Source organism: Oceanobacillus sp. FSL K6-3682, assembly GCF_037976165.1.
In the GTDB taxonomy this organism is placed as follows: domain Bacteria; phylum Bacillota; class Bacilli; order Bacillales; family Amphibacillaceae; genus Oceanobacillus; species Oceanobacillus sojae.
Genome location: NZ_CP150263.1, coordinates 3,252,240 through 3,271,557 on the forward strand (window position 1 = coordinate 3,252,240; position 19,318 = coordinate 3,271,557).

12 protein-coding genes, 3 rRNA genes and 1 other annotated feature are annotated in these 19,318 nt (G+C 40.4%); of the genes, 6 read left to right on the plus strand and 9 right to left on the minus strand.

What is annotated here, in order from left to right; translation table 11 throughout:
* Nucleotides 1-2: 2 nt before the first annotated feature.
* Together MHH51_RS16185 and MHH51_RS16190 are read right to left on the minus strand one after the other, a co-directional pair.
* On the minus strand, nucleotides 3-737 hold the full coding sequence (locus MHH51_RS16185) for a pseudouridine synthase (protein WP_339282514.1): 735 nt from the start codon (nucleotides 735-737) through the stop codon (nucleotides 3-5).
* 16 nt (nucleotides 738-753) lie between these two features.
* A complete protein-coding gene (locus MHH51_RS16190) occupies nucleotides 754-2,376 on the minus strand; it encodes a polysaccharide biosynthesis protein (protein WP_147210911.1) in 1,623 nt (540 codons plus the stop codon).
* 220 nt (nucleotides 2,377-2,596) lie between these two features.
* Between MHH51_RS16190 and MHH51_RS16195 the strand changes: the two genes are divergently transcribed.
* From MHH51_RS16195 to MHH51_RS16205, 3 genes are all read left to right on the plus strand, one after another.
* On the plus strand, nucleotides 2,597-3,865 hold the full coding sequence (locus tag MHH51_RS16195; protein WP_147210910.1) for an NAD(P)/FAD-dependent oxidoreductase: 1,269 nt from the start codon (nucleotides 2,597-2,599) through the stop codon (nucleotides 3,863-3,865).
* Between the two features lie 116 nt (nucleotides 3,866-3,981).
* Complete coding sequence (locus MHH51_RS16200; protein WP_147210909.1) at nucleotides 3,982-4,176, plus strand: hypothetical protein; 195 nt, start codon at nucleotides 3,982-3,984, stop codon at nucleotides 4,174-4,176.
* 222 nt (nucleotides 4,177-4,398) lie between these two features.
* Nucleotides 4,399-5,568, plus strand: coding sequence for a dicarboxylate/amino acid:cation symporter (locus MHH51_RS16205; protein ID WP_147210908.1), 1,170 nt, complete (start codon nucleotides 4,399-4,401; stop codon nucleotides 5,566-5,568).
* A 475-nt stretch (nucleotides 5,569-6,043) separates the two neighbouring features.
* Here the strand turns inward: MHH51_RS16205 and rrf are convergent.
* The 4 genes from rrf to MHH51_RS16225 form a co-directional block, all read right to left on the minus strand.
* A 5S ribosomal RNA gene (gene rrf, locus MHH51_RS16210) occupies nucleotides 6,044-6,159 on the minus strand.
* A gap of 138 nt (nucleotides 6,160-6,297) precedes the next feature.
* Nucleotides 6,298-9,218, minus strand: a 23S ribosomal RNA gene (locus MHH51_RS16215).
* A 253-nt stretch (nucleotides 9,219-9,471) separates the two neighbouring features.
* Nucleotides 9,472-11,034, minus strand: a 16S ribosomal RNA gene (locus tag MHH51_RS16220).
* The 16S, 23S and 5S rRNA genes sit together here, the layout of an rRNA operon.
* A gap of 516 nt (nucleotides 11,035-11,550) precedes the next feature.
* Nucleotides 11,551-11,859 carry a rhodanese-like domain-containing protein gene (locus MHH51_RS16225; protein WP_147211569.1) on the minus strand — a complete coding sequence of 103 codons (309 nt, stop codon included), beginning with the start codon at nucleotides 11,857-11,859 and terminating at the stop codon, nucleotides 11,551-11,553.
* A gap of 121 nt (nucleotides 11,860-11,980) precedes the next feature.
* On the opposite strand from MHH51_RS16225, the gene MHH51_RS16230 reads away from it, so the two are divergent.
* Complete coding sequence (locus MHH51_RS16230; protein ID WP_339282515.1) at nucleotides 11,981-12,739, plus strand: hypothetical protein; 759 nt, start codon at nucleotides 11,981-11,983, stop codon at nucleotides 12,737-12,739.
* Between the two features lie 103 nt (nucleotides 12,740-12,842).
* Here MHH51_RS16230 and leuS read toward each other — a convergent pair whose 3' ends face one another.
* Entirely contained in the window at nucleotides 12,843-15,257 is a 2,415-nt protein-coding gene (leuS, locus tag MHH51_RS16235; RefSeq protein WP_339282516.1) for a leucine--tRNA ligase, read from the minus strand.
* 110 nt (nucleotides 15,258-15,367) lie between these two features.
* Nucleotides 15,368-15,589, minus strand: a binding site (T-box leader).
* Between the two features lie 362 nt (nucleotides 15,590-15,951).
* Here leuS and MHH51_RS16240 point away from each other — a divergent pair.
* A complete protein-coding gene (locus MHH51_RS16240) occupies nucleotides 15,952-16,518 on the plus strand; it encodes a class I SAM-dependent methyltransferase (protein WP_339282517.1) in 567 nt (188 codons plus the stop codon).
* A 21-nt stretch (nucleotides 16,519-16,539) separates the two neighbouring features.
* Here the strand turns inward: MHH51_RS16240 and MHH51_RS16245 are convergent, their stop codons facing one another.
* Complete coding sequence (locus MHH51_RS16245; RefSeq protein WP_339282518.1) at nucleotides 16,540-16,929, minus strand: hypothetical protein; 390 nt, start codon at nucleotides 16,927-16,929, stop codon at nucleotides 16,540-16,542.
* A 517-nt stretch (nucleotides 16,930-17,446) separates the two neighbouring features.
* Between MHH51_RS16245 and MHH51_RS16250 the strand changes: the two genes are divergently transcribed.
* Nucleotides 17,447-17,974, plus strand: coding sequence for a gamma carbonic anhydrase family protein (locus MHH51_RS16250; protein WP_147211574.1), 528 nt, complete (start codon nucleotides 17,447-17,449; stop codon nucleotides 17,972-17,974).
* A 63-nt stretch (nucleotides 17,975-18,037) separates the two neighbouring features.
* Here MHH51_RS16250 and metK read toward each other — a convergent pair whose 3' ends face one another.
* A complete protein-coding gene (gene metK / locus MHH51_RS16255) occupies nucleotides 18,038-19,237 on the minus strand; it encodes a methionine adenosyltransferase (protein ID WP_339282519.1) in 1,200 nt (399 codons plus the stop codon).
* Between the last annotated feature and the right edge of the window lie 81 nt (nucleotides 19,238-19,318).

Genomic DNA, 19,318 nt, shown 5'->3' on the forward strand with positions numbered 1-19,318 from the left:
GGTTAAAACTCCTTGTTTTTTAAACTGAAGCAATACGCCATTTCTTCCTCTGTCAGCGGACGATAAGCCCCTAATGGCAATTGGCTGTCCAAGCTCAACTCGCCCATCCGATACCGTTTTAAATAAATAACCTTACAATTTACTGCTTCAAACATACGTTTAATTTGATGAAATTTTCCTTCTGTAATCTCTATTTCAACCTCAGAAAACCCTGGTTCTTCAGTTGCAGCTAATATTTTGAGATTAGCTGGTTTTGTCTGGTATCCGTCATCCAGGATAATACCCGCAGTAAATTGTTGAACAACGTCCTGCGGGAGCTCTCCTTTAACCTTTGCACGGTATATTTTTGAAACATTTTTATTAGGTGAGATCAGCTGATGTGCCAGATCCCCATCATTTGTTATCAATAATAACCCTTCTGTATCTTTATCCAGCCTTCCTACAGGAAAAGGCTGAAAATGCTTATCCTGCTCTGATAACAGGTCAATGACTGTTTTATCTTTAACATCAGCCGTTGCGGAAACAACACCAGGAGGCTTATGAAGCATTAAATAAATAAATTCCTGATAGATAATTGGCTCGTCTTCTACACGTACACTGTCCTCATCTGGATTTACTTTAATAGAGCCATCTTTGATTACTTTATTATTTAAGGTGATTTTTTTTGATTTCAGCAGTTTTTTTACTTCTTTTCTGCTCCCGACACCCATATTTGCTAATAATTTATCTAATCGCATATGAATCTCCCTACTTCTATCTTTTCATGCGTTTTAATCGGTTTAAGCCTGGTACACTTCCATTAAATATATGATCCAGCAAAGTTGATTTATACGCTAAATAGAGATAAAACAATCCTCCGGCGGATACACCGATCAGAAGCATAATAACCGTTGCCCAGCGTACTTCCTGATATGGCAGGAAGAAACCAAAAGCAAATTTTAATACAGCAATTACGAAGCACATCATTCCGGTAAAAATTAATATTAAAATCGTTCGTTTAATTGTTTGTTTAAACGAAAAATTCACGGTTCTCTTTAATCGCGCTAAATTGAGGCCAACAGCAATTCCTGCTGCAATCGCCGTACCTAAAATTGCACCCTTGCCGCCAAACAGATGAATAAACTGACTGTTAAAGATTACTTTTACTAACAAGCCGCCCAATAAGCTGACAACTGCATAATTCTGCTGGTTAACCCCCTGCAGCATTCCAGCTGTAACGGTAATCAAGCCAAACAGTAATGCTACCGGAGCGTACCATGCCATTAATGATCCGGTAATCTCAATATCTTCCAAGGTAAATAAAGCACCAAAAATTTCATCAGAAAGAATTGCAATCCCGGCAGTTGCAGGAATAACAAAAACCATGATAACCTGTAAAGCTTGATTAATAAGCTTTGTATAAGTAGTTTGATCTTTTTGTGTAAAAGCATTCGTTAATGACGGGAGCATTGCCATAGACAACCCTGTTGCAATTGTCATTGGAATAATGATTATTTTATGTCCCAAGTTGTTAATAACAGCTATCTCCGTTTCCCATAAAGCAGCCCGGCCACTGGCGACCATTGCAGGCTGAAATGTAAACTGGTCAACGAACTGGTATAAAGGAATAGCTAATCCGACTATGACAAATGGGCCTGCATAACGGAATAACTCCTTAAATAAATCTACTGTACGAAAATCATGTGTTATTTCCTGTTTGGCAATTTGTTTATCGATAAACGGCTTTCTCTTTTTCCAATACCAAAATAGAACTAAACATGATGCAAGTGCACCAATCAATGCAGCGAATGCAGCAAAGCCGACTGCTAATGTAATCGACCCATTAAAATAATTTACAATAATATAGGAGCCTGCCAAAATAGCTATGATTCGCACAATTTGTTCTATCGTCTGCGAGATAGCAGTCGGTCCCATCGATTGATTCCCTTGAAAAAAACCTCGGACTATACTCATTGCTGGAATTACAATTAATGCAAAACTGACCATCCGAATAACAAAAGCAACATCATCTGAGGTAATTGATCCATTTTCTCCTTTAATCTGGTGTGCCCCTATCCAATCTGCTGATAAAAACAAAATAAGGAATGCAATAACACCAGTAACAAGCATTAGTGCGCTGCCGGCCCGAAACATTCGCATTCCAATTTGATAATCGCCTAAAGCATTATATTTAGACACAAATTTCGATACAGCTGCAGGGATTCCAACAGTGGATAAACTGATAAAAATACTGTAAGGTGTATACGCATATCCAAATAGCGCATTACCTGTAGTACCCACAATCGCAAAAAACGGTATAACAAAAATCATTCCTAAAAACCTGGACAGGAACGATGCACCTGATAACAGCATTGTTCCTCGTAGCATATTTGACATTGTAACTTTTTCACCTACAATTAGATTAATAAAATAGATTGCTTTATTTTAGCACTTCCTATTAATTTTAGCATACTTTTTGTCTGCTTTCTTTGATTTAAATTGCTAAAAATCGACAAATCCAATAAAAGCTCTTTATTATTACGTATAAATTATATATATTGTACATTTTTTTAGAAAATGCTACGATACGCATGGAAAAGAAAGGAATGGGAAAACTTTGAATTATGATGTTGTTGTTATAGGCGGAGGGCCCTCCGGATTAATGGCTGCAATTTCAGCAGCTGAACATGGTGCAAAAACACTGCTTATTGAAAAAGGTAAAAAGCTTGGTAAAAAATTAGCCATCTCCGGAGGCGGACGTTGTAATGTAACTAACCGTTTACCACAGGAGGAAGTGATAAAACATATTCCTGGTAATGGCAAATTTTTGTACAGTGCTTTTTCCATATTTAATAATTATGATATTATTGATTACTTTGAAGGTCTCGGAATTGCTTTAAAGGAAGAAGATCATGGCAGAATGTTTCCGGAATCAAATAAAGCAATGGATGTTGTGAATGCACTTATCCATCAATTGAAAGAGCAGGGTGTTACGGTGAAAATGAATACAAAAGTAGCAGCTATAGAATACGGTGAGGATATACATACTGTACATCTTGAAGAAGAAGCCCCTGTTAAATCTGCAGCTATTGTTATTGCTGCCGGTGGAAAAGCCGTGCCTCATACTGGTTCTACAGGAGATGCCTATCCATGGGCGAAGACTGCCGGGCATACTGTAACCACACTATACCCTACAGAAGTGGCGCTCACCTCAAATGAAGCATTTATTAAGCAAAAGAAGCTCCAGGGGCTATCCTTAAGAAATATTGGTTTAAGTGTCTTAAATAAACGTGGAAAACCAATCATAACACATCAAATGGATATGATTTTCACCCACTTTGGTATTTCCGGGCCAGCCGTATTACGCTGTTCCCAATTTGTTGTCAAAGAGCTTATGCGTGGCAGAAATGCGGTAGAAATGCATCTTGATATTTTACCAGAAATAACAGAAAATGATTTATCTAAGCAAATAAAGGATATCCTATCAGAAAATCCAAAAAAAGCTTTTAAAAATGCAGTCAAAGGACTGGTTCCTGAGCGTCTTCTTGATTATTTAATGGAAAAGCATAACATTGGAGCAGAGCAAAAATGCGCCAACATTTCTAAAAACACTACGCTTGAATTTGTGAAAAATATTAAGAACTTTTCCTTCCAAGTACATGGCAGTCTTCCTTTGGAAAAGGCCTTTGTTACTGGCGGCGGTATTTCTATTAAAGAAATTGTTCCAAACACAATGAAATCAAAAATGATGGATGGACTATATTTCTGCGGAGAAATTTTAGATATACATGGCTATACTGGAGGATATAATATTACCTCTGCCCTCGTTACCGGCAGAATTGCCGGGATGAATGCAGCTCTCGACACAAAAGCAGATGTTAATTAATTACTTTCATAATTTATCTTTCTGCGGAAATAATAAGCTTGTCTGAACTGGCCTTCTGCTTATTGGCCAGCGGCTAATGACTGTCTTTTTCACACTTGTTGAAGGGAAGGATTAGTATGGAAAAAAACTCAATTTGGCTTCCATTGGTTGCCTCTGTTGGTATCGGCGCAGCTACATTTTATTCTATGACCAATCAGCAGCAAAATGTAGGTCAGGCATTGCAGCAGGCAGCACCTTTTTTCAGCTCTAAACAAAAATCAGGTTCGAAGAAAGAAGATCCTGAAACGTTAGGACCATTTGGAATGAGTTAATTCTCAGACGGAGAAGTATCCTTAGTGATACTTCTTTTTTTATAGTGAGACAGGAAGAATTTATCAGGTATGTCAATTCCAAAGCTATTAGAAGCGTACAAAATTATTTTCTCTGTCAATATTATACTTATATGAATGTAATATATGCCTAGCTAACATTTTAAAATTGAGTTATACTATGGGACGTCAAATTTTATAAGCAAACCAGATTGGAGAGTTTTTATGCAACGCTTTGGTTTATTGTTACGAATTATTATTGCCATTGCCTTTGGTATTGTTATCGGATTAATTGCAAACGATTGGCTTATTCGATTATTCGCCACCTTCAATGATATATTCGGCGGATTTTTAAGCTTCATCATCCCGCTTATCATCATTGGTTTTATTGCTCCTGGCATTGGAAACATGGGAAAAGGTGCTGGAAAATTATTATCTGTTACTGCTCTGTTGGCTTATGTATCAACTATTCTTGCCGGTATTGTTGCATTTATAGCAGCAAGTAATCTTTATCCAGCTATTTTAAGCGGCCAGTCATTAACGATGTTTAATGATCCTAATAACGCACTGCTGAAGGGTTTTTTAGATTTTGAATTACATCCTCCTTTTGAAGTCATTACAGCACTCATTCTTGCATTTGTTTTAGGAATTGGAATGGCGGCATTAAAAAACAATGCATTATTAAATGTTTTTAATGATTTTCGTTCCATCGTGGAATTAGTTATCAGTAAAACAATTATCCCTTTACTACCGATCCATATTTTTGGGATTTTTGCCAATATGACCCATGCCGGTCAAGTTGCTTCAATTATAAAAGTATTTGCTGTTGTATTTGTAATGATTATTCTATTACATATTTTATACTTGACTCTTCAGTACTCTGTTGCTGGAGCATTGAGTAAACAGAATCCTTTGGCTATGTTAAAAACCATGTTGCCTGCTTATTTTACAGCACTTGGAACACAGTCCTCTGCTGCTACAATTCCAGTTTCATTAGAGCAAGCAAAGAAATTAAAAATAAAAGATAATATTGCTGATTTTACGATCCCTTTACTTGCTAATATACATTTATCTGGAAGTACGATTACTCTGTTAAGCTGTGCAACTGCTGTTTTGTTTTTACAAGGGGAATCGATTACATTTGGAACTGTTTTTCCTTTCTTACTGGTATTAGGAGTTACTATGATTGCAGCTCCCGGAGTTCCAGGCGGAGCCGTTATGGCGTCTATTGGTCTGCTTGAATCCATGTTAGGCTTTGACCCAACTATGGTATCATTAATGATTGCACTATATCTCGCCCAAGATAGTTTAGGTACCGCTTGTAATGTTACTGGAGACGGCGCAATTGCAAGTATGACCGATTCCATTAACAACCGTTGGAGCATCTCTAAATAATAAGCAAGGACAAATAAATCCCTTTTTGATAAAATGTTCTTTTCATTTATCAAAAAGGGATTTTTTATTAATATTAAAAGTAGTCGAAACATATAAGATTCTAGAAAAGATATGATACAAAAATTTTTAAACAAATCTATACATTAATCTACTTTTTCAATCAATATGTTATTTTGAGCCGATTCAATAAATATTTTCATTAATACTTGGCCAATTCTCAGTTTCCTATAGTTCTCATCAATTAATATTGCTAACATTCCTCTATGTTCAAGGCTCTTTTTCAAAGTTAATAACTCCTAAAGTTTTCATTTCAGTGTTATTTAATTATATAATCTCCTTGCCTGAAAGGAATAGAATGCATTTTTATCTGTTGACGAATGGAGAACGCCTCTACATTCCGCATAGAATCCATGTTTCATAAGTTTCTAAACGAAAAAAGAGTTAAGCATTAGTATGCTTAACTCTTTTTCATTGTGCCTGGCAACGTCCTACTCTCGCAGGGGGAAGCCCCCAACTACCATTGGCGCTGAAGAACTTAACTTCTGTGTTCGGCATGGGAACAGGTGTGACCTCTTCGCTATCGCCACCAGACAATACAATATGTAACTTAAAGATGTTTCCTTAAAAACAAGGATAAGTTATATTATATGCATTTTAGAATCAAAATGCAACACTTTTTTAAAGTTTGCACCCTGAAAACTAAATAAGAGTAATGTGACATCAAAAAACTTAGATAAGTCCTCAATCGATTAGTATCCGTCAGCTGCACGTGTCGCCACGCTTCCACCTCGGACCTATCAACCTCATCGTCTCTGAGGGATTTTACTCACTTGAAGTGATGGGAAGTTTCATCTTGAGGGGGGCTTCATGCTTAGATGCTTTCAGCACTTATCCTTTCCACACGTAGCTACCCAGCTATGCTCCTGGCGGAACAACTGGTACACCAGCGGTGTGTCCATCCCGGTCCTCTCGTACTAAGGACAGCTCCTCTCAAACTTCCAACGCCCACGACGGATAGGGACCGAACTGTCTCACGACGTTCTGAACCCAGCTCGCGTACCGCTTTAATGGGCGAACAGCCCAACCCTTGGGACCGACTACAGCCCCAGGATGCGATGAGCCGACATCGAGGTGCCAAACCTCCCCGTCGATGTGAACTCTTGGGGGAGATAAGCCTGTTATCCCCGGGGTAGCTTTTATCCGTTGAGCGATGGCCCTTCCATGCGGAACCACCGGATCACTAAGCCCGACTTTCGTCCCTGCTCGACTTGTAGGTCTCGCAGTCAAGCTCCCTTCTGCCTTTACACTCTACGAATGATTTCCAACCATTCTGAGGGAACCTTTGGGCGCCTCCGTTACCTTTTAGGAGGCGACCGCCCCAGTCAAACTGCCCGCCTGACACTGTCTCCGAACCGGATTACGGTCCTGGGTTAGAATGGTCATACAGTTAGGGTGGTATCCCACGGGTGCCTCCACGTAAGCTGGCGCTCACGCTTCAAAGGCTCCCACCTATCCTGTACAAACTGCACAAACATTCCATATCAGGCTACAGTAAAGCTCCACGGGGTCTTTCCGTCCTGTCGCGGGTAATGCGCATCTTCACGCATAGTATAATTTCACCGGGTCTCTCGTTGAGACAGTGCCCAAGTCGTTGCACCTTTCGTGCGGGTCGGAACTTACCCGACAAGGAATTTCGCTACCTTAGGACCGTTATAGTTACGGCCGCCGTTTACTGGGGCTTCGGTTCAAAGCTTCGCTCCGAAGAGCTAACTCTTCCCCTTAACCTTCCAGCACCGGGCAGGTGTCAGCCCCTATACTTCGCCTTTCGGCTTCGCAGAGACCTGTGTTTTTGCTAAACAGTCGCTTGGGCCTATTCACTGCGGCTCACTCACAAGTGAGCACCCCTTCTCCCGAAGTTACGGGGTCATTTTGCCGAGTTCCTTAACGAGAGTTCTCCCGCTCACCTTAGGATTCTCTCCTCGCCTACCTGTGTCGGTTTGCGGTACGGGCACCTATGATCTAACTAGAGGCTTTTCTTGGCAGTGTGAAATCAGGAACTTCGGTACTATATTTCCCTCCCCATCACAGCTCAGAAATATGTCAGACGGATTTGCCTATCTGACTTCCTCGCATGCTTGGACGCACATCCATCAGTGCGCACTCCTTATCCTCCTGCGTCCCCCCATTGTTCAAACAATCATGAGGTGGTACAGGAATATCAACCTGTTGTCCATCGCCTACGCCTGTCGGCCTCGGCTTAGGTCCCGACTAACCCTGAGAGGACGAGCCTTCCTCAGGAAACCTTAGGCATTCGGTGAAAGAGATTCTCACTCTTTTTTCGCTACTCATACCGGCATTCTCACTTCAAAGCGCTCCACCAGTCCTCACGGTCTGACTTCTCTGCACTTTGAACGCTCTCCTACCATTGTTCGTAAGAACAATCCGCAGCTTCGGTGATACGTTTAGCCCCGGTACATTTTCGGCGCAGCGTCACTCGACCAGTGAGCTATTACGCACTCTTTCAATGATGGCTGCTTCTAAGCCAACATCCTGGTTGTCTGTGCAACGCCACATCCTTTTCCACTTAACGTATACTTTGGGACCTTAGCTGGCGGTCTGGGCTGTTTCCCTTTCGACTATGAACCTTATCACCCATAGTCTGACTCCCAAGTTGAAGTAACTGGCATTCGGAGTTTGACTGAATTCGGTAACCCGGTAGGGGCCCCTAGTCCAATCAGTGCTCTACCTCCAGTACTCACGATCTTGAGGCTAGCCCTAAAGCTATTTCGGAGAGAACCAGCTATCTCCGTGTTCGATTGGAATTTCACCGCTACCCACACCTCATCCCCGCATTTTTCAACATACGTGGGTTCGGGCCTCCAGTCAGTGTTACCTGACCTTCACCCTGGACATGGGTAGATCACACGGTTTCGGGTCTACGACCGCATACTCATTCGCCCTATTCAGACTCGCTTTCGCTACGGCTCCGTGTCTTCCACTTAACCTTGCATACAATCGTAACTCGCCGGTCCATTCTACAAAAGGTACGCCGTCACCCATTAACGGGCTCCGACTACTTGTAGGCACACGGTTTCAGGTTCTATTTCACTCCCCTTCCGGGGTGCTTTTCACCTTTCCCTCACGGTACTGGTTCACTATCGGTCACTAGGTAGTATTTAGCCTTGGGAGATGGTCCTCCCGGATTCCGACGGAATTCCACGTGTTCCGCCGTACTCAGGATACACTCCGGAGGAAATTCCTTTTCAACTACAGGGCTGTTACCTTCTTCGGCTGACCTTTCCAAGTCGATTCGTTTAAAGAATTTCTTTGTAACTCCAATGGAGTGTCCTACAACCCCAAGAAGCAAGCTTCTTGGTTTGGGCTCTTTCCGTTTCGCTCGCCGCTACTCAGGAAATCGATTTTTCTTTCTCTTCCTCCAGGTACTGAGATGTTTCAGTTCCCCGGGTCTGCCTCATCTACCCTATGTATTCAGATAGATGTCCTGTCCCATTACGAACAGTGGGTTCCCCCATTCGGAAATCCCCGGATCAAAGTTTACTTACAACTCCCCGAGGCATATCGGTGTTAGTCCCGTCCTTCATCGGCTCCTAGTGCCAAGGCATCCACCGTGCGCCCTTATTCACTTAACTAAAGTTTTGGAATAAGTTTGCTGATTACTTCGTAATCAGTTGTGTTGCTATATCAATAGCTTTTTTGCCTTATTTCTAAAGTTTGATGTCGTTGTTACTCTTATTTAGTTTTCAAGGTACAAGCTTCCACACGGATGTGGTGACTTCTGTGTTGTCACATGGACGTGACGGTTTTAACAGAAGTTCCTTGAGAGATTGCTCTCTCAAAACTGAACCAAACAACCAAGTACAAAATTCCGTTATATATCCTTAGAAAGGAGGTGATCCAGCCGCACCTTCCGATACGGCTACCTTGTTACGACTTCACCCCAATCATTCGTCCCACCTTCGGCGGCTGGCTCCAAAAAGGTTACCTCACCGACTTCGGGTGTTACGAACTCTCGTGGTGTGACGGGCGGTGTGTACAAGACCCGGGAACGTATTCACCGCGGCATGCTGATCCGCGATTACTAGCGATTCCGGCTTCATGTAGGCGAGTTGCAGCCTACAATCCGAACTGAGAACGGTTTTATGGGATTTGCTTGACCTCGCGGGCTTGCTTCCCTTTGTTCCGTCCATTGTAGCACGTGTGTAGCCCAGGTCATAAGGGGCATGATGATTTGACGTCATCCCCACCTTCCTCCGGTTTGTCACCGGCAGTCACCTTAGAGTGCCCAACTAAATGCTGGCAACTAAGATCAAGGGTTGCGCTCGTTGCGGGACTTAACCCAACATCTCACGACACGAGCTGACGACAACCATGCACCACCTGTCACTTTGTCCCCGAAGGGAAAACTCTGTCTCCAGAGCGGTCAAAGGATGTCAAGACCTGGTAAGGTTCTTCGCGTTGCTTCGAATTAAACCACATGCTCCACCGCTTGTGCGGGTCCCCGTCAATTCTTTTGAGTTTCAGCCTTGCGGCCGTACTCCCCAGGCGGAGTGCTTAATGCGTTAACTTCAGCACTAAGGGGCGGAAACCCCCTAACACCTAGCACTCATCGTTTACGGCGTGGACTACCAGGGTATCTAATCCTGTTCGCTCCCCACGCTTTCGCTCCTCAGCGTCAGTTACAGACCAGAGAGTCGCCTTCGCCACTGGTGTTCCTCCACATCTCTACGCATTTCACCGCTACACGTGGAATTCCACTCTCCTCTTCTGCACTCAAGTCCTCCAGTTTCCAATGCACGTTTACGGTTGAGCCGCAAGATTTCACATCAGACTTAAAGAACCGCCTGCGAGCGCTTTACGCCCAATAATTCCGGACAACGCTTGCCACCTACGTATTACCGCGGCTGCTGGCACGTAGTTAGCCGTGGCTTTCTGGTCGGGTACCGTCAAGGTACGATCAGTTACTATCATACTTGTTCTTCCCCGACAACAGAGTTTTACGATCCGAAAACCTTCATCACTCACGCGGCGTTGCTCCGTCAGACTTTCGTCCATTGCGGAAGATTCCCTACTGCTGCCTCCCGTAGGAGTCTGGGCCGTGTCTCAGTCCCAGTGTGGCCGATCACCCTCTCAGGTCGGCTACGCATCGTCGCCTTGGTGAGCCATTACCTCACCAACTAGCTAATGCGCCGCAGGCCCATCTGTAAGTGACAGCAAAAGCCGCCTTTCAACTTACCATCAGGAGATGATAAGTATTATCCGGTATTAGCTCGCGTTTCCGCGAGTTATCCCAGTCTTACAGGCAGGTTGCCTACGTGTTACTCACCCGTCCGCCGCTCGTTCCACGAACGTCCCTCCGAAGAGTTCTGTCCGCTTCCCGCGCTCGACTTGCATGTATTAGGCACGCCGCCAGCGTTCGTCCTGAGCCAAGATCAAACTCTCCATAAAAGTGTTTGTTTCTTTAGCTTTCAGAAGTCAACTTCTGACTTAAATATTCAAGAAAAACGAGGTGTTTTTCTTCTTTCGTACTGGTTGTTTTGTTCAGTTTTCAAAGAGCAATTTCTTTGTCGCTTTAAAAAAGCGACCAAATCAATATATCATATATCCAATATCTCGTCAACAACTTTTTATTGAAATCTTTTAAAAAGTATCAACTGAACATTGGATTTTTATTATAGCATTATCGACAAATTAAGTCAACACATGCCCGGTAACTTTCTTCTCGTTAAAACAAACTGCATTTCCTGTCCTTTTTTATACTTCTTCCTCTATAAAAATACATATAATATACTCACATTTTGTAAGTACCTTCTGTAAACAGAATGCAGAGCTACAATAACTCTCTTTACTTTAATAAAGAATGTCTTCCTGCATTCAAATTTATTCCGCAGGTTTTTCACTTCCCTGCGGAACATTTTCTTTGACTAATTATATATAGGCCAACGTTTATGATGAGCTTAGTTATTATTTAATAATAACTTCTCCTTGCCAATTTAACATTCCGCCGCTCATATTCCTCACTTTGAATCCCTGTTCTTGTAAAAAAGCAGCTGCATTATAGCTTCTTCGTCCAGAACGGCAAATCATAATATATTCTTTTTCCTTATCTAAGTCTGCATAGACATCTGTTATATCACCTAAAGGAATGTGAAGTGCATTTTCAATGATTCCTTGTGCTACTTCTTCATCTTCTCTAACATCAATAAGCTGAATATTATCATTCTCTTTTATAGCTTCTACTTCCTCCGGGGAAAGCTCTTTAATATCTTCCATTTTCTCTCATCTCCTTTTATTACATTCTTCTTTATCATATTAAATGGATAGTGAATAGGATTCAACCCGTTTGATTAAACTAAAGCAAAACTTAATCTCTTTAGAAATAGAAGGTGACATAATGGTTTATATCAGTTTATTGTTTTTAACTCTATTTTTTGCTCCGGCAGAAGCGACTCCAAATGACGGAATACTTATCCACACTTACGAAGAGGATGTTACAGGTGATGGAGAAGTAGAACTGTTAGAGTTAAAAGGGAAATTATTTGCTGAAGACGGTGTTTATTATCAAGATATTTGGGTCGATATTTCAAGCCATTCTTCTGATAAAACATGGCGGATTAACTATGGCGGAGGTTATGATCCGGAATTACAATTTGCCGATTTAACACATAATGGCGTAACGGATATTCTTTATCAGAGTCCAACCGGTGGAAGCGGCGGACTGTATACTTCTCAACTGAATCAATGGGAAAAAGATAATTTTATTGAGCTTCCTCTTCCTGTAGAACAACCGGTGAAAGGAGAATTTATAAATGATTTTAAAGTATCCGTTCAGTTACTGCCAAAAGAACCCCCTATCATTTTAGATGTCTCCGGGCAAAAAGAAGAATATATTCGTTTGAAATTATACAATGATCAGGGTCAGCTTTTGGAACCGACAACGCTGATGATTGATCCGGTTGCATTTTTTGAAGTAATTGATTTAGAAGATAAAAATGAGGCAGGCTTAAAAAGTTATCAGCAAATCAGCGGGGCTTATCATGCAGACCGAATTGGAACTGTTGAATCAATTTGGGTTTACGATAAGGACAAGTGGATATTGCTAAAAACTACTTTACAAACGGACCTCCCTCATATAGATGACTCTGCCAGCTAAAAAATTCATTTTTTTCGTTAAAAAACCGGACTAATCATGTTCTCACGGTAGAACGTTGATTATAGTCCGGTTTCTTATAATATACATTTATTTAATAAAGGTATTAATTAGCTACAACATTAACAAGTTTATCTGGAACAACAATTACTTTCCGAATTGTTTTTCCTTCCAACCACTTTTGAACGCTGTCTTCACTTAATGCCATTTTTTCAAGATCATCTTTCGCAGTACCTACAGGAACGCTTAGTTTTGCACGAACTTTACCCATTACCTGCAGAACTACCTCAACCTCATCTTCAACAAGCTTCGATTCATCATAAGCAGGCCAGCCGGCATAACTAATAGATTCTTCGTTGCCAAGCTTTTGCCAAATCTCTTCACACATATGTGGTGCAACCGGAGAAAGAAGCTTCACAAACCCTTCTGCATAATTTTTTGGAATCGAATCTGCTTTATAGCATTCATTAACAAATACCATCATTTGAGAAATTCCTGTATTAAAGTGAAGGTTCTCAAAGTCTTCTGTTACCTTCTTCACCGTTTCATGATAAACCTTATCCAGCTCTGTTGCGGCATCATCTGTAATTTTATCTGTTAACGAGTTATCGTCATTAATATACAGTCTCCAGACACGGTCCAGGAAACGGCGGGAGCCGTCTAAACCATTTGTTGACCAGGCAACAGATGCATCTAATGGTCCCATGAACATTTCATACAACCTTAATGTATCTGCACCATGAGAAGTAATTATATCATCCGGATTAACTACATTCCCCTTTGATTTACTCATCTTCTCATTACCTTCTCCAAGAATCATCCCTTGGTTAAACAATTTCTGGAAAGGTTCTTTTGTAGAGACAACGCCGATATCATAAAGGAATTTATGCCAAAAACGTGCATATAGAAGGTGAAGTACAGCATGTTCTGCACCACCGATATAAATATCAATCGGAAGCCATTCTTCCAATGCTTTGGGATCAGCAAGCTGTTCTTTATTATGCGGATCAACATAACGAAGGAAGTACCAGCAGCTGCCAGCCCATTGCGGCATTGTATTTGTTTCTCTTCTGCCCTTCATCCCCGTTTCGGAATCTACTACATTCACCCATTCTTCATTCGTAGCAAGTGGAGATTCACCAGTTCCTGATGGTTTAATCTCTGTCATTTCAGGAAGTTCCAGAGGAAGTTCCTCATCCGGCACTGCTGTCATACTGCCATCTTCCCAATGAATAATTGGAATAGGTTCACCCCAATAACGCTGTCTAGCGAAAAGCCAATCACGCAAACGATACGTAATTTTCTTTGTACCTTTTTCATTTTTCTCCAGCCAATCAATCATTTTTGAAATAGCTTCGTCTTTACCCAGACCATCCAAGAACTCTGAATTTACGTGAGAGCCATCTCCGGTATAAGCTTCTTCTTCTATATTTCCGCCAGCAACAACCTCTTTAATTGGAAGTTCAAAAACTTTGGCAAATTCATAATCACGCTCATCATGTGCAGGTACAGCCATAATTGCTCCACTGCCATAACTCATCAATACATAATCTGCTACCCATATCGGCATTTTCTCACCGTTAGCAGGATTTACAGCATAGGCACCAGTAAATACACCTGTTTTATCTTTAGCAAGGTCTGTACGCTCTAAATCAGATTTTGTTTGTACTTCATGCAAATAATTTTCCACAGCTTCTTTTTGGTCAGCCGTTGTAATCTTTTTAATAAATGGATGTTCAGGAGCCATTACTGCATATGTTGCTCCGAATAATGTATCTGGACGTGTCGTAAATACAGTAAAGGTTTCATCATGCCCTTCAATAGAAAATGTTACCTCAGCACCTTCTGAACGCCCGATCCAGTTACGTTGCATTTCTTTCAGGCTTTCCGGCCAATCCAGATCTTCCAAATCAGAAAGCAGGCGATCTGCATACGCAGTTATTTTAAGCATCCACTGTTTCATCGGTTTACGGACTACCGGATGCCCTCCTCGTTCACTTTTACCGTCAATTACTTCTTCATTTGCAAGGACGGTTCCAAGAGCCGGACACCAGTTTACAGCCACTTCATCCATATAAGCAAGATCATTTTCATAAAGCTTTTTGAAAATCCATTGTGTCCATTTGTAATAATCAGGATCTGTTGTATTAACTTCTCTATCCCAATCATAGGAAAAACCTAACTCTTTAATCTGTCTCTTAAAGGTTTGAATATTCGCTTCTGTAAACTCCTTAGGACTGTTTCCAGTATCAATTGCATATTGTTCAGCCGGAAGCCCGAATGCATCCCAGCCCATCGGGTGCATGACTTCATAACCCTGCATTCTTTTCATTCTGGCTAAAATATCTGTAGCTGTATATCCTTCCGGGTGTCCAACGTGTAACCCTTGACCGGACGGATAAGGAAACATATCAAGTGCATAAAATTTTTCTTTATTGGAAAATGTATTTGTTTTGAATGTTTTATTTTCATCCCAATATTTTTGCCATTTTTTCTCGATTTCCAAATGTTGAAAGCTCATTGTAATCCTTCCTTTCTTTCATGACTGTTGCATCGTTCAATCACACACGACACTGGTATCTATAACCTAACACCCCTAAAATTAGGTATAAAAAAAGCCACTCATCCCTATGAAGGGACGAGAAGCTGTGATTATTCCCGCGGTACCACCCAAATTAGCGCATCAGCGCTCGCTTGACATCAGTAACGTTGATGAAACGACAGTAACTACTTTATTTTCATTACTGCAAACTAAAAAGGTGAGTTCATATGTTTATCAGTAGCAGTTTTCACCACCCACTGCTTCTCTGGAACTGATACAACCTATTACTGATCCTTTTTCACTGTCTTTAATTTTATGATATTGGAATTATAATGAAATAAACATACCATGTCAAGTTGATAAAAATTTATCTTACCTTTAGTATACACAATTTTATGTATTTGGAAACAGTATATTGAAGAAATTTGGATAAACTTATTTATTTTTCCTTATATAACTAATAAGCATGAACCTGCTTTACTTTGTTATAATAAAAAGAAAACTTCATCATTTAAGACCGAACCAAGTTGGAGCGTTACTGAATGCTTGGTTTCCGCTTAAAATTTTTGCTTTCTTTCCATTTTGGGAGCAGAGGTCATATAGTCAACTACACTGTGATAAATGATGATATTTTGAACACTTGAGTCAGAAAAGTACATAAGGAGACAGCTACATGCTATTAAATATTTTAACCTACGCACATACCCTATTAAGAGAAAGTCTTAAAGAAGGAGATATAGCAATTGATGCCACTTGTGGAAACGGTCATGATACATTGTTTTTAAGTCAGACAGTTGGATCTGCAGGCAAGGTTTATGGATTCGATATTCAAGAGCAGGCTATTCAAAAAACACAAGAAAAGCTTCAAGAAAATAACTGTCATAATGTATCTTTAATTCAAGACAGCCATGAAAAGATTCCTGAATATATTAAAGAAAACATTTTCGGCGGAGCTATTTTCAACCTTGGTTATTTACCAAAAAGTGATAAATCTATTATTACAAAGCCCCATTCTACTCTTGCAGCTATAGAAGCTATATTGGAAAAGCTAAAAACAAAAGGTCTGATTATCTTAGTTATATATTACGGACACTCCGGCGGATTGGAAGAAAAAGAAGCTGTTCTTTCTTACACTTCGCAATTAAATCAAAAAGAGTATCAAGTACTCCAATACAAATTTATTAATCAACAAAATCAGGCTCCATTTTTAATCGCTATCGAAAAAAAGAAACGCTCCTGAATCAGGCGTTTCTTTTGATTATTAAGCAATCCCTAAAAATAATAATCGGAAGAATAAATTTAAGAAATGTCCGGTTGTCATGATAATAAATATAATAAGTGCAATCATGAGAACGCGGCTCCGCAGTGTTTTATATTTCTTCGGATAGGGAATCCAAATATAAGCCGATACAATCATCAGTGGAACTGAATACAAGTATCCGAATACGTAAACCCATTGTTGCAGTGCAGAAATATCGAATAGTTCAGAGTTCTGCAAACTGCTTAACTCCGTAATATACCCAATTGCAAAAATAATCGTTAACAAAATAATATAACTGTACGTTGTTACGCGCAGCCATTTTTGTTCATCACTAATCAGTATATAAACACCAATAAAAAATAAAATTCCTATGACAATTTGAATTAACATGAAAGTACAACCCCATTTTTTACCGATAAATCAGTTTTCTCTCTGACAGGCCAAAAGTTCATTTTCAAAGAAATACTTTTACTTTAAATGTTCGCCTGTTTGAATAATATTTTAATCATTGATAGATTAGACCGATTTATACAATTACTTGTCCCAGTAATAACTGAAACAACTGCCGGTTTCCCCATCTCCAAGATTACGAATGGAATAAACCAAGATAGCATTTATCTATTTATTTATCACTATCGTTATGTAACCAGCTTATTTATTCTACCATAAAAATATTCGTATCTGTAGAGGTTATACAGAAATAAATATACATTCAAACTTATTATTCATAAGAAATAAGCGGTTTAGAATATATGCCTATAACTTAAAAAATCGTTTTAAAATGGTGTAAATATAAATGATTACCCTTTCCATAAACAGCTGAAAATCATCTGTTTTTCAGACTTCTTTCCAGAAAATATTTCCTCTGATATACTTTAATCATTATAAATTAATTGGAGGAATACAGATGATTGAATCTTATAAAGGAATCTCTCCATCTATTGATCCTGCTGCATTCATTGCAAAAAATGCTGTGATTAATGGTGATGTAACAATTGAAGAAGAAGCAAGTATTTGGTTTCATACTGTTATCCGGGGAGATGTCGCCCCTACAAAAATTGGTAAACGGACAAATATACAGGATCTTTCTATGCTGCATCAAAGTCCAAATATGCCGTTAATACTTGAACATGATGTAACAGTAGGTCATCAGGTGACCTTGCATTCAGCAACTATACGCCATCATGCACTTATCGGTATGGGTTCCATTATTTTGGATGGTGCAGAAATTGGAGAGCATGCATTTGTCGGTGCCGGGAGTCTGGTGCCTCCAGGGAAGAAAATACCTCCTAGAACCTTAGCAATGGGCAGGCCTGCTAAGGTAGTCCGTGAATTAACGGATAAGGATTATGAAGAAATGGAACGTATCCGCAAATCCTACGTGGAAAAAGGACAGTATTATTTAAGAGAAACATCAATGGGGATGGATAAATAGCATCACTACCATCTTGATTGCATGTAAAAAATGTCAGGCATCCTCAGATACCTGACATTTTTTTTATTTAGCAGTTAAAGCTTTTAATTCTTCCACTTTATCTGTTTTTTCCCACGGGAATGTAATATCTGTGCGGCCAAAATGACCATAAGCAGCGGTATTTTTAAAGATTGGTCTTCTCAAATCCAGCATACGGATAATACCTGCTGGACGCAAATCGAATAACTCGCGCACTGCTTCCACTAATTTTTCTTCACTGACGAGCCCTGTGCCAAATGTATTAATCGAAATAGAGACCGGCTGTGCTACACCAATAGCATAGGCTAATTGAACTTCACAGGAATCAGCCAGACCTGCAGCAACGATATTTTTAGCAACATAGCGTGCAGCATAAGCAGCAGAACGGTCCACTTTCGTTGCATCTTTCCCGCTAAAGGCTCCACCGCCATGTCTTGCATAGCCTCCATATGTGTCAACAATGATTTTTCTTCCTGTTAAGCCGACATCCCCTTGTGGTCCGCCTAATACAAAACGGCCAGTCGGATTAATGAAGTATTTTGTCTTATCATCCAGTAATTCACCTGGTACAACAGCTTCTACAACATGTTTAATAATATCCGCTTCTATTTGTTCATTTGTTATATCTGGATGATGCTGTGTAGAAACAACAATAGTATCTACACGTAACGGCTGATCATTTTCATCATACTCCACCGTTACCTGAGTCTTTCCATCAGGACGCAGGTAATCCACAATTTTCTCTTTACGGACATCTGCTAATCTTCTGGATAAACGATGAGCCAAAGAGATTGGCAGAGGCATAAGCTCTTCTGTTTCATTGCAGGCAAATCCAAACATCAAGCCCTGGTCTCCAGCTCCTATTGCTTCAATTTCCTCTTCAATTTCCTGTCCCTGCCTTGCTTCTAACGCTATATCCACACCTCCAGCAATATCAGGAGACTGCTCATCAATAGCAGTTAACACTGCACAAGTTTCAGAATCAAAACCATATTTTGCTCGGGTGTATCCAATATTCTTTACTGTTTCACGTACAATTGCAGGAATATCTACATACGTACTTGTAGAAATCTCTCCGGCAACTAAAACAATTCCAGTTGTAACAGTTGTTTCACACGCTACTCTCGCATTTGGATCCTTCGAAAGAATCTCATCCAGAATAGCATCAGAAATTTGGTCAGACATCTTATCCGGATGCCCTTCAGTAACTGACTCAGAAGTAAATAAACGACGATTTGCAGCCATAAGGCTAACTCCCCTTTTCCTTGTATGTTACGGAACTCTGTTTCAATGTAAATCTATCATTCCACCCAATGTGGTTTCATT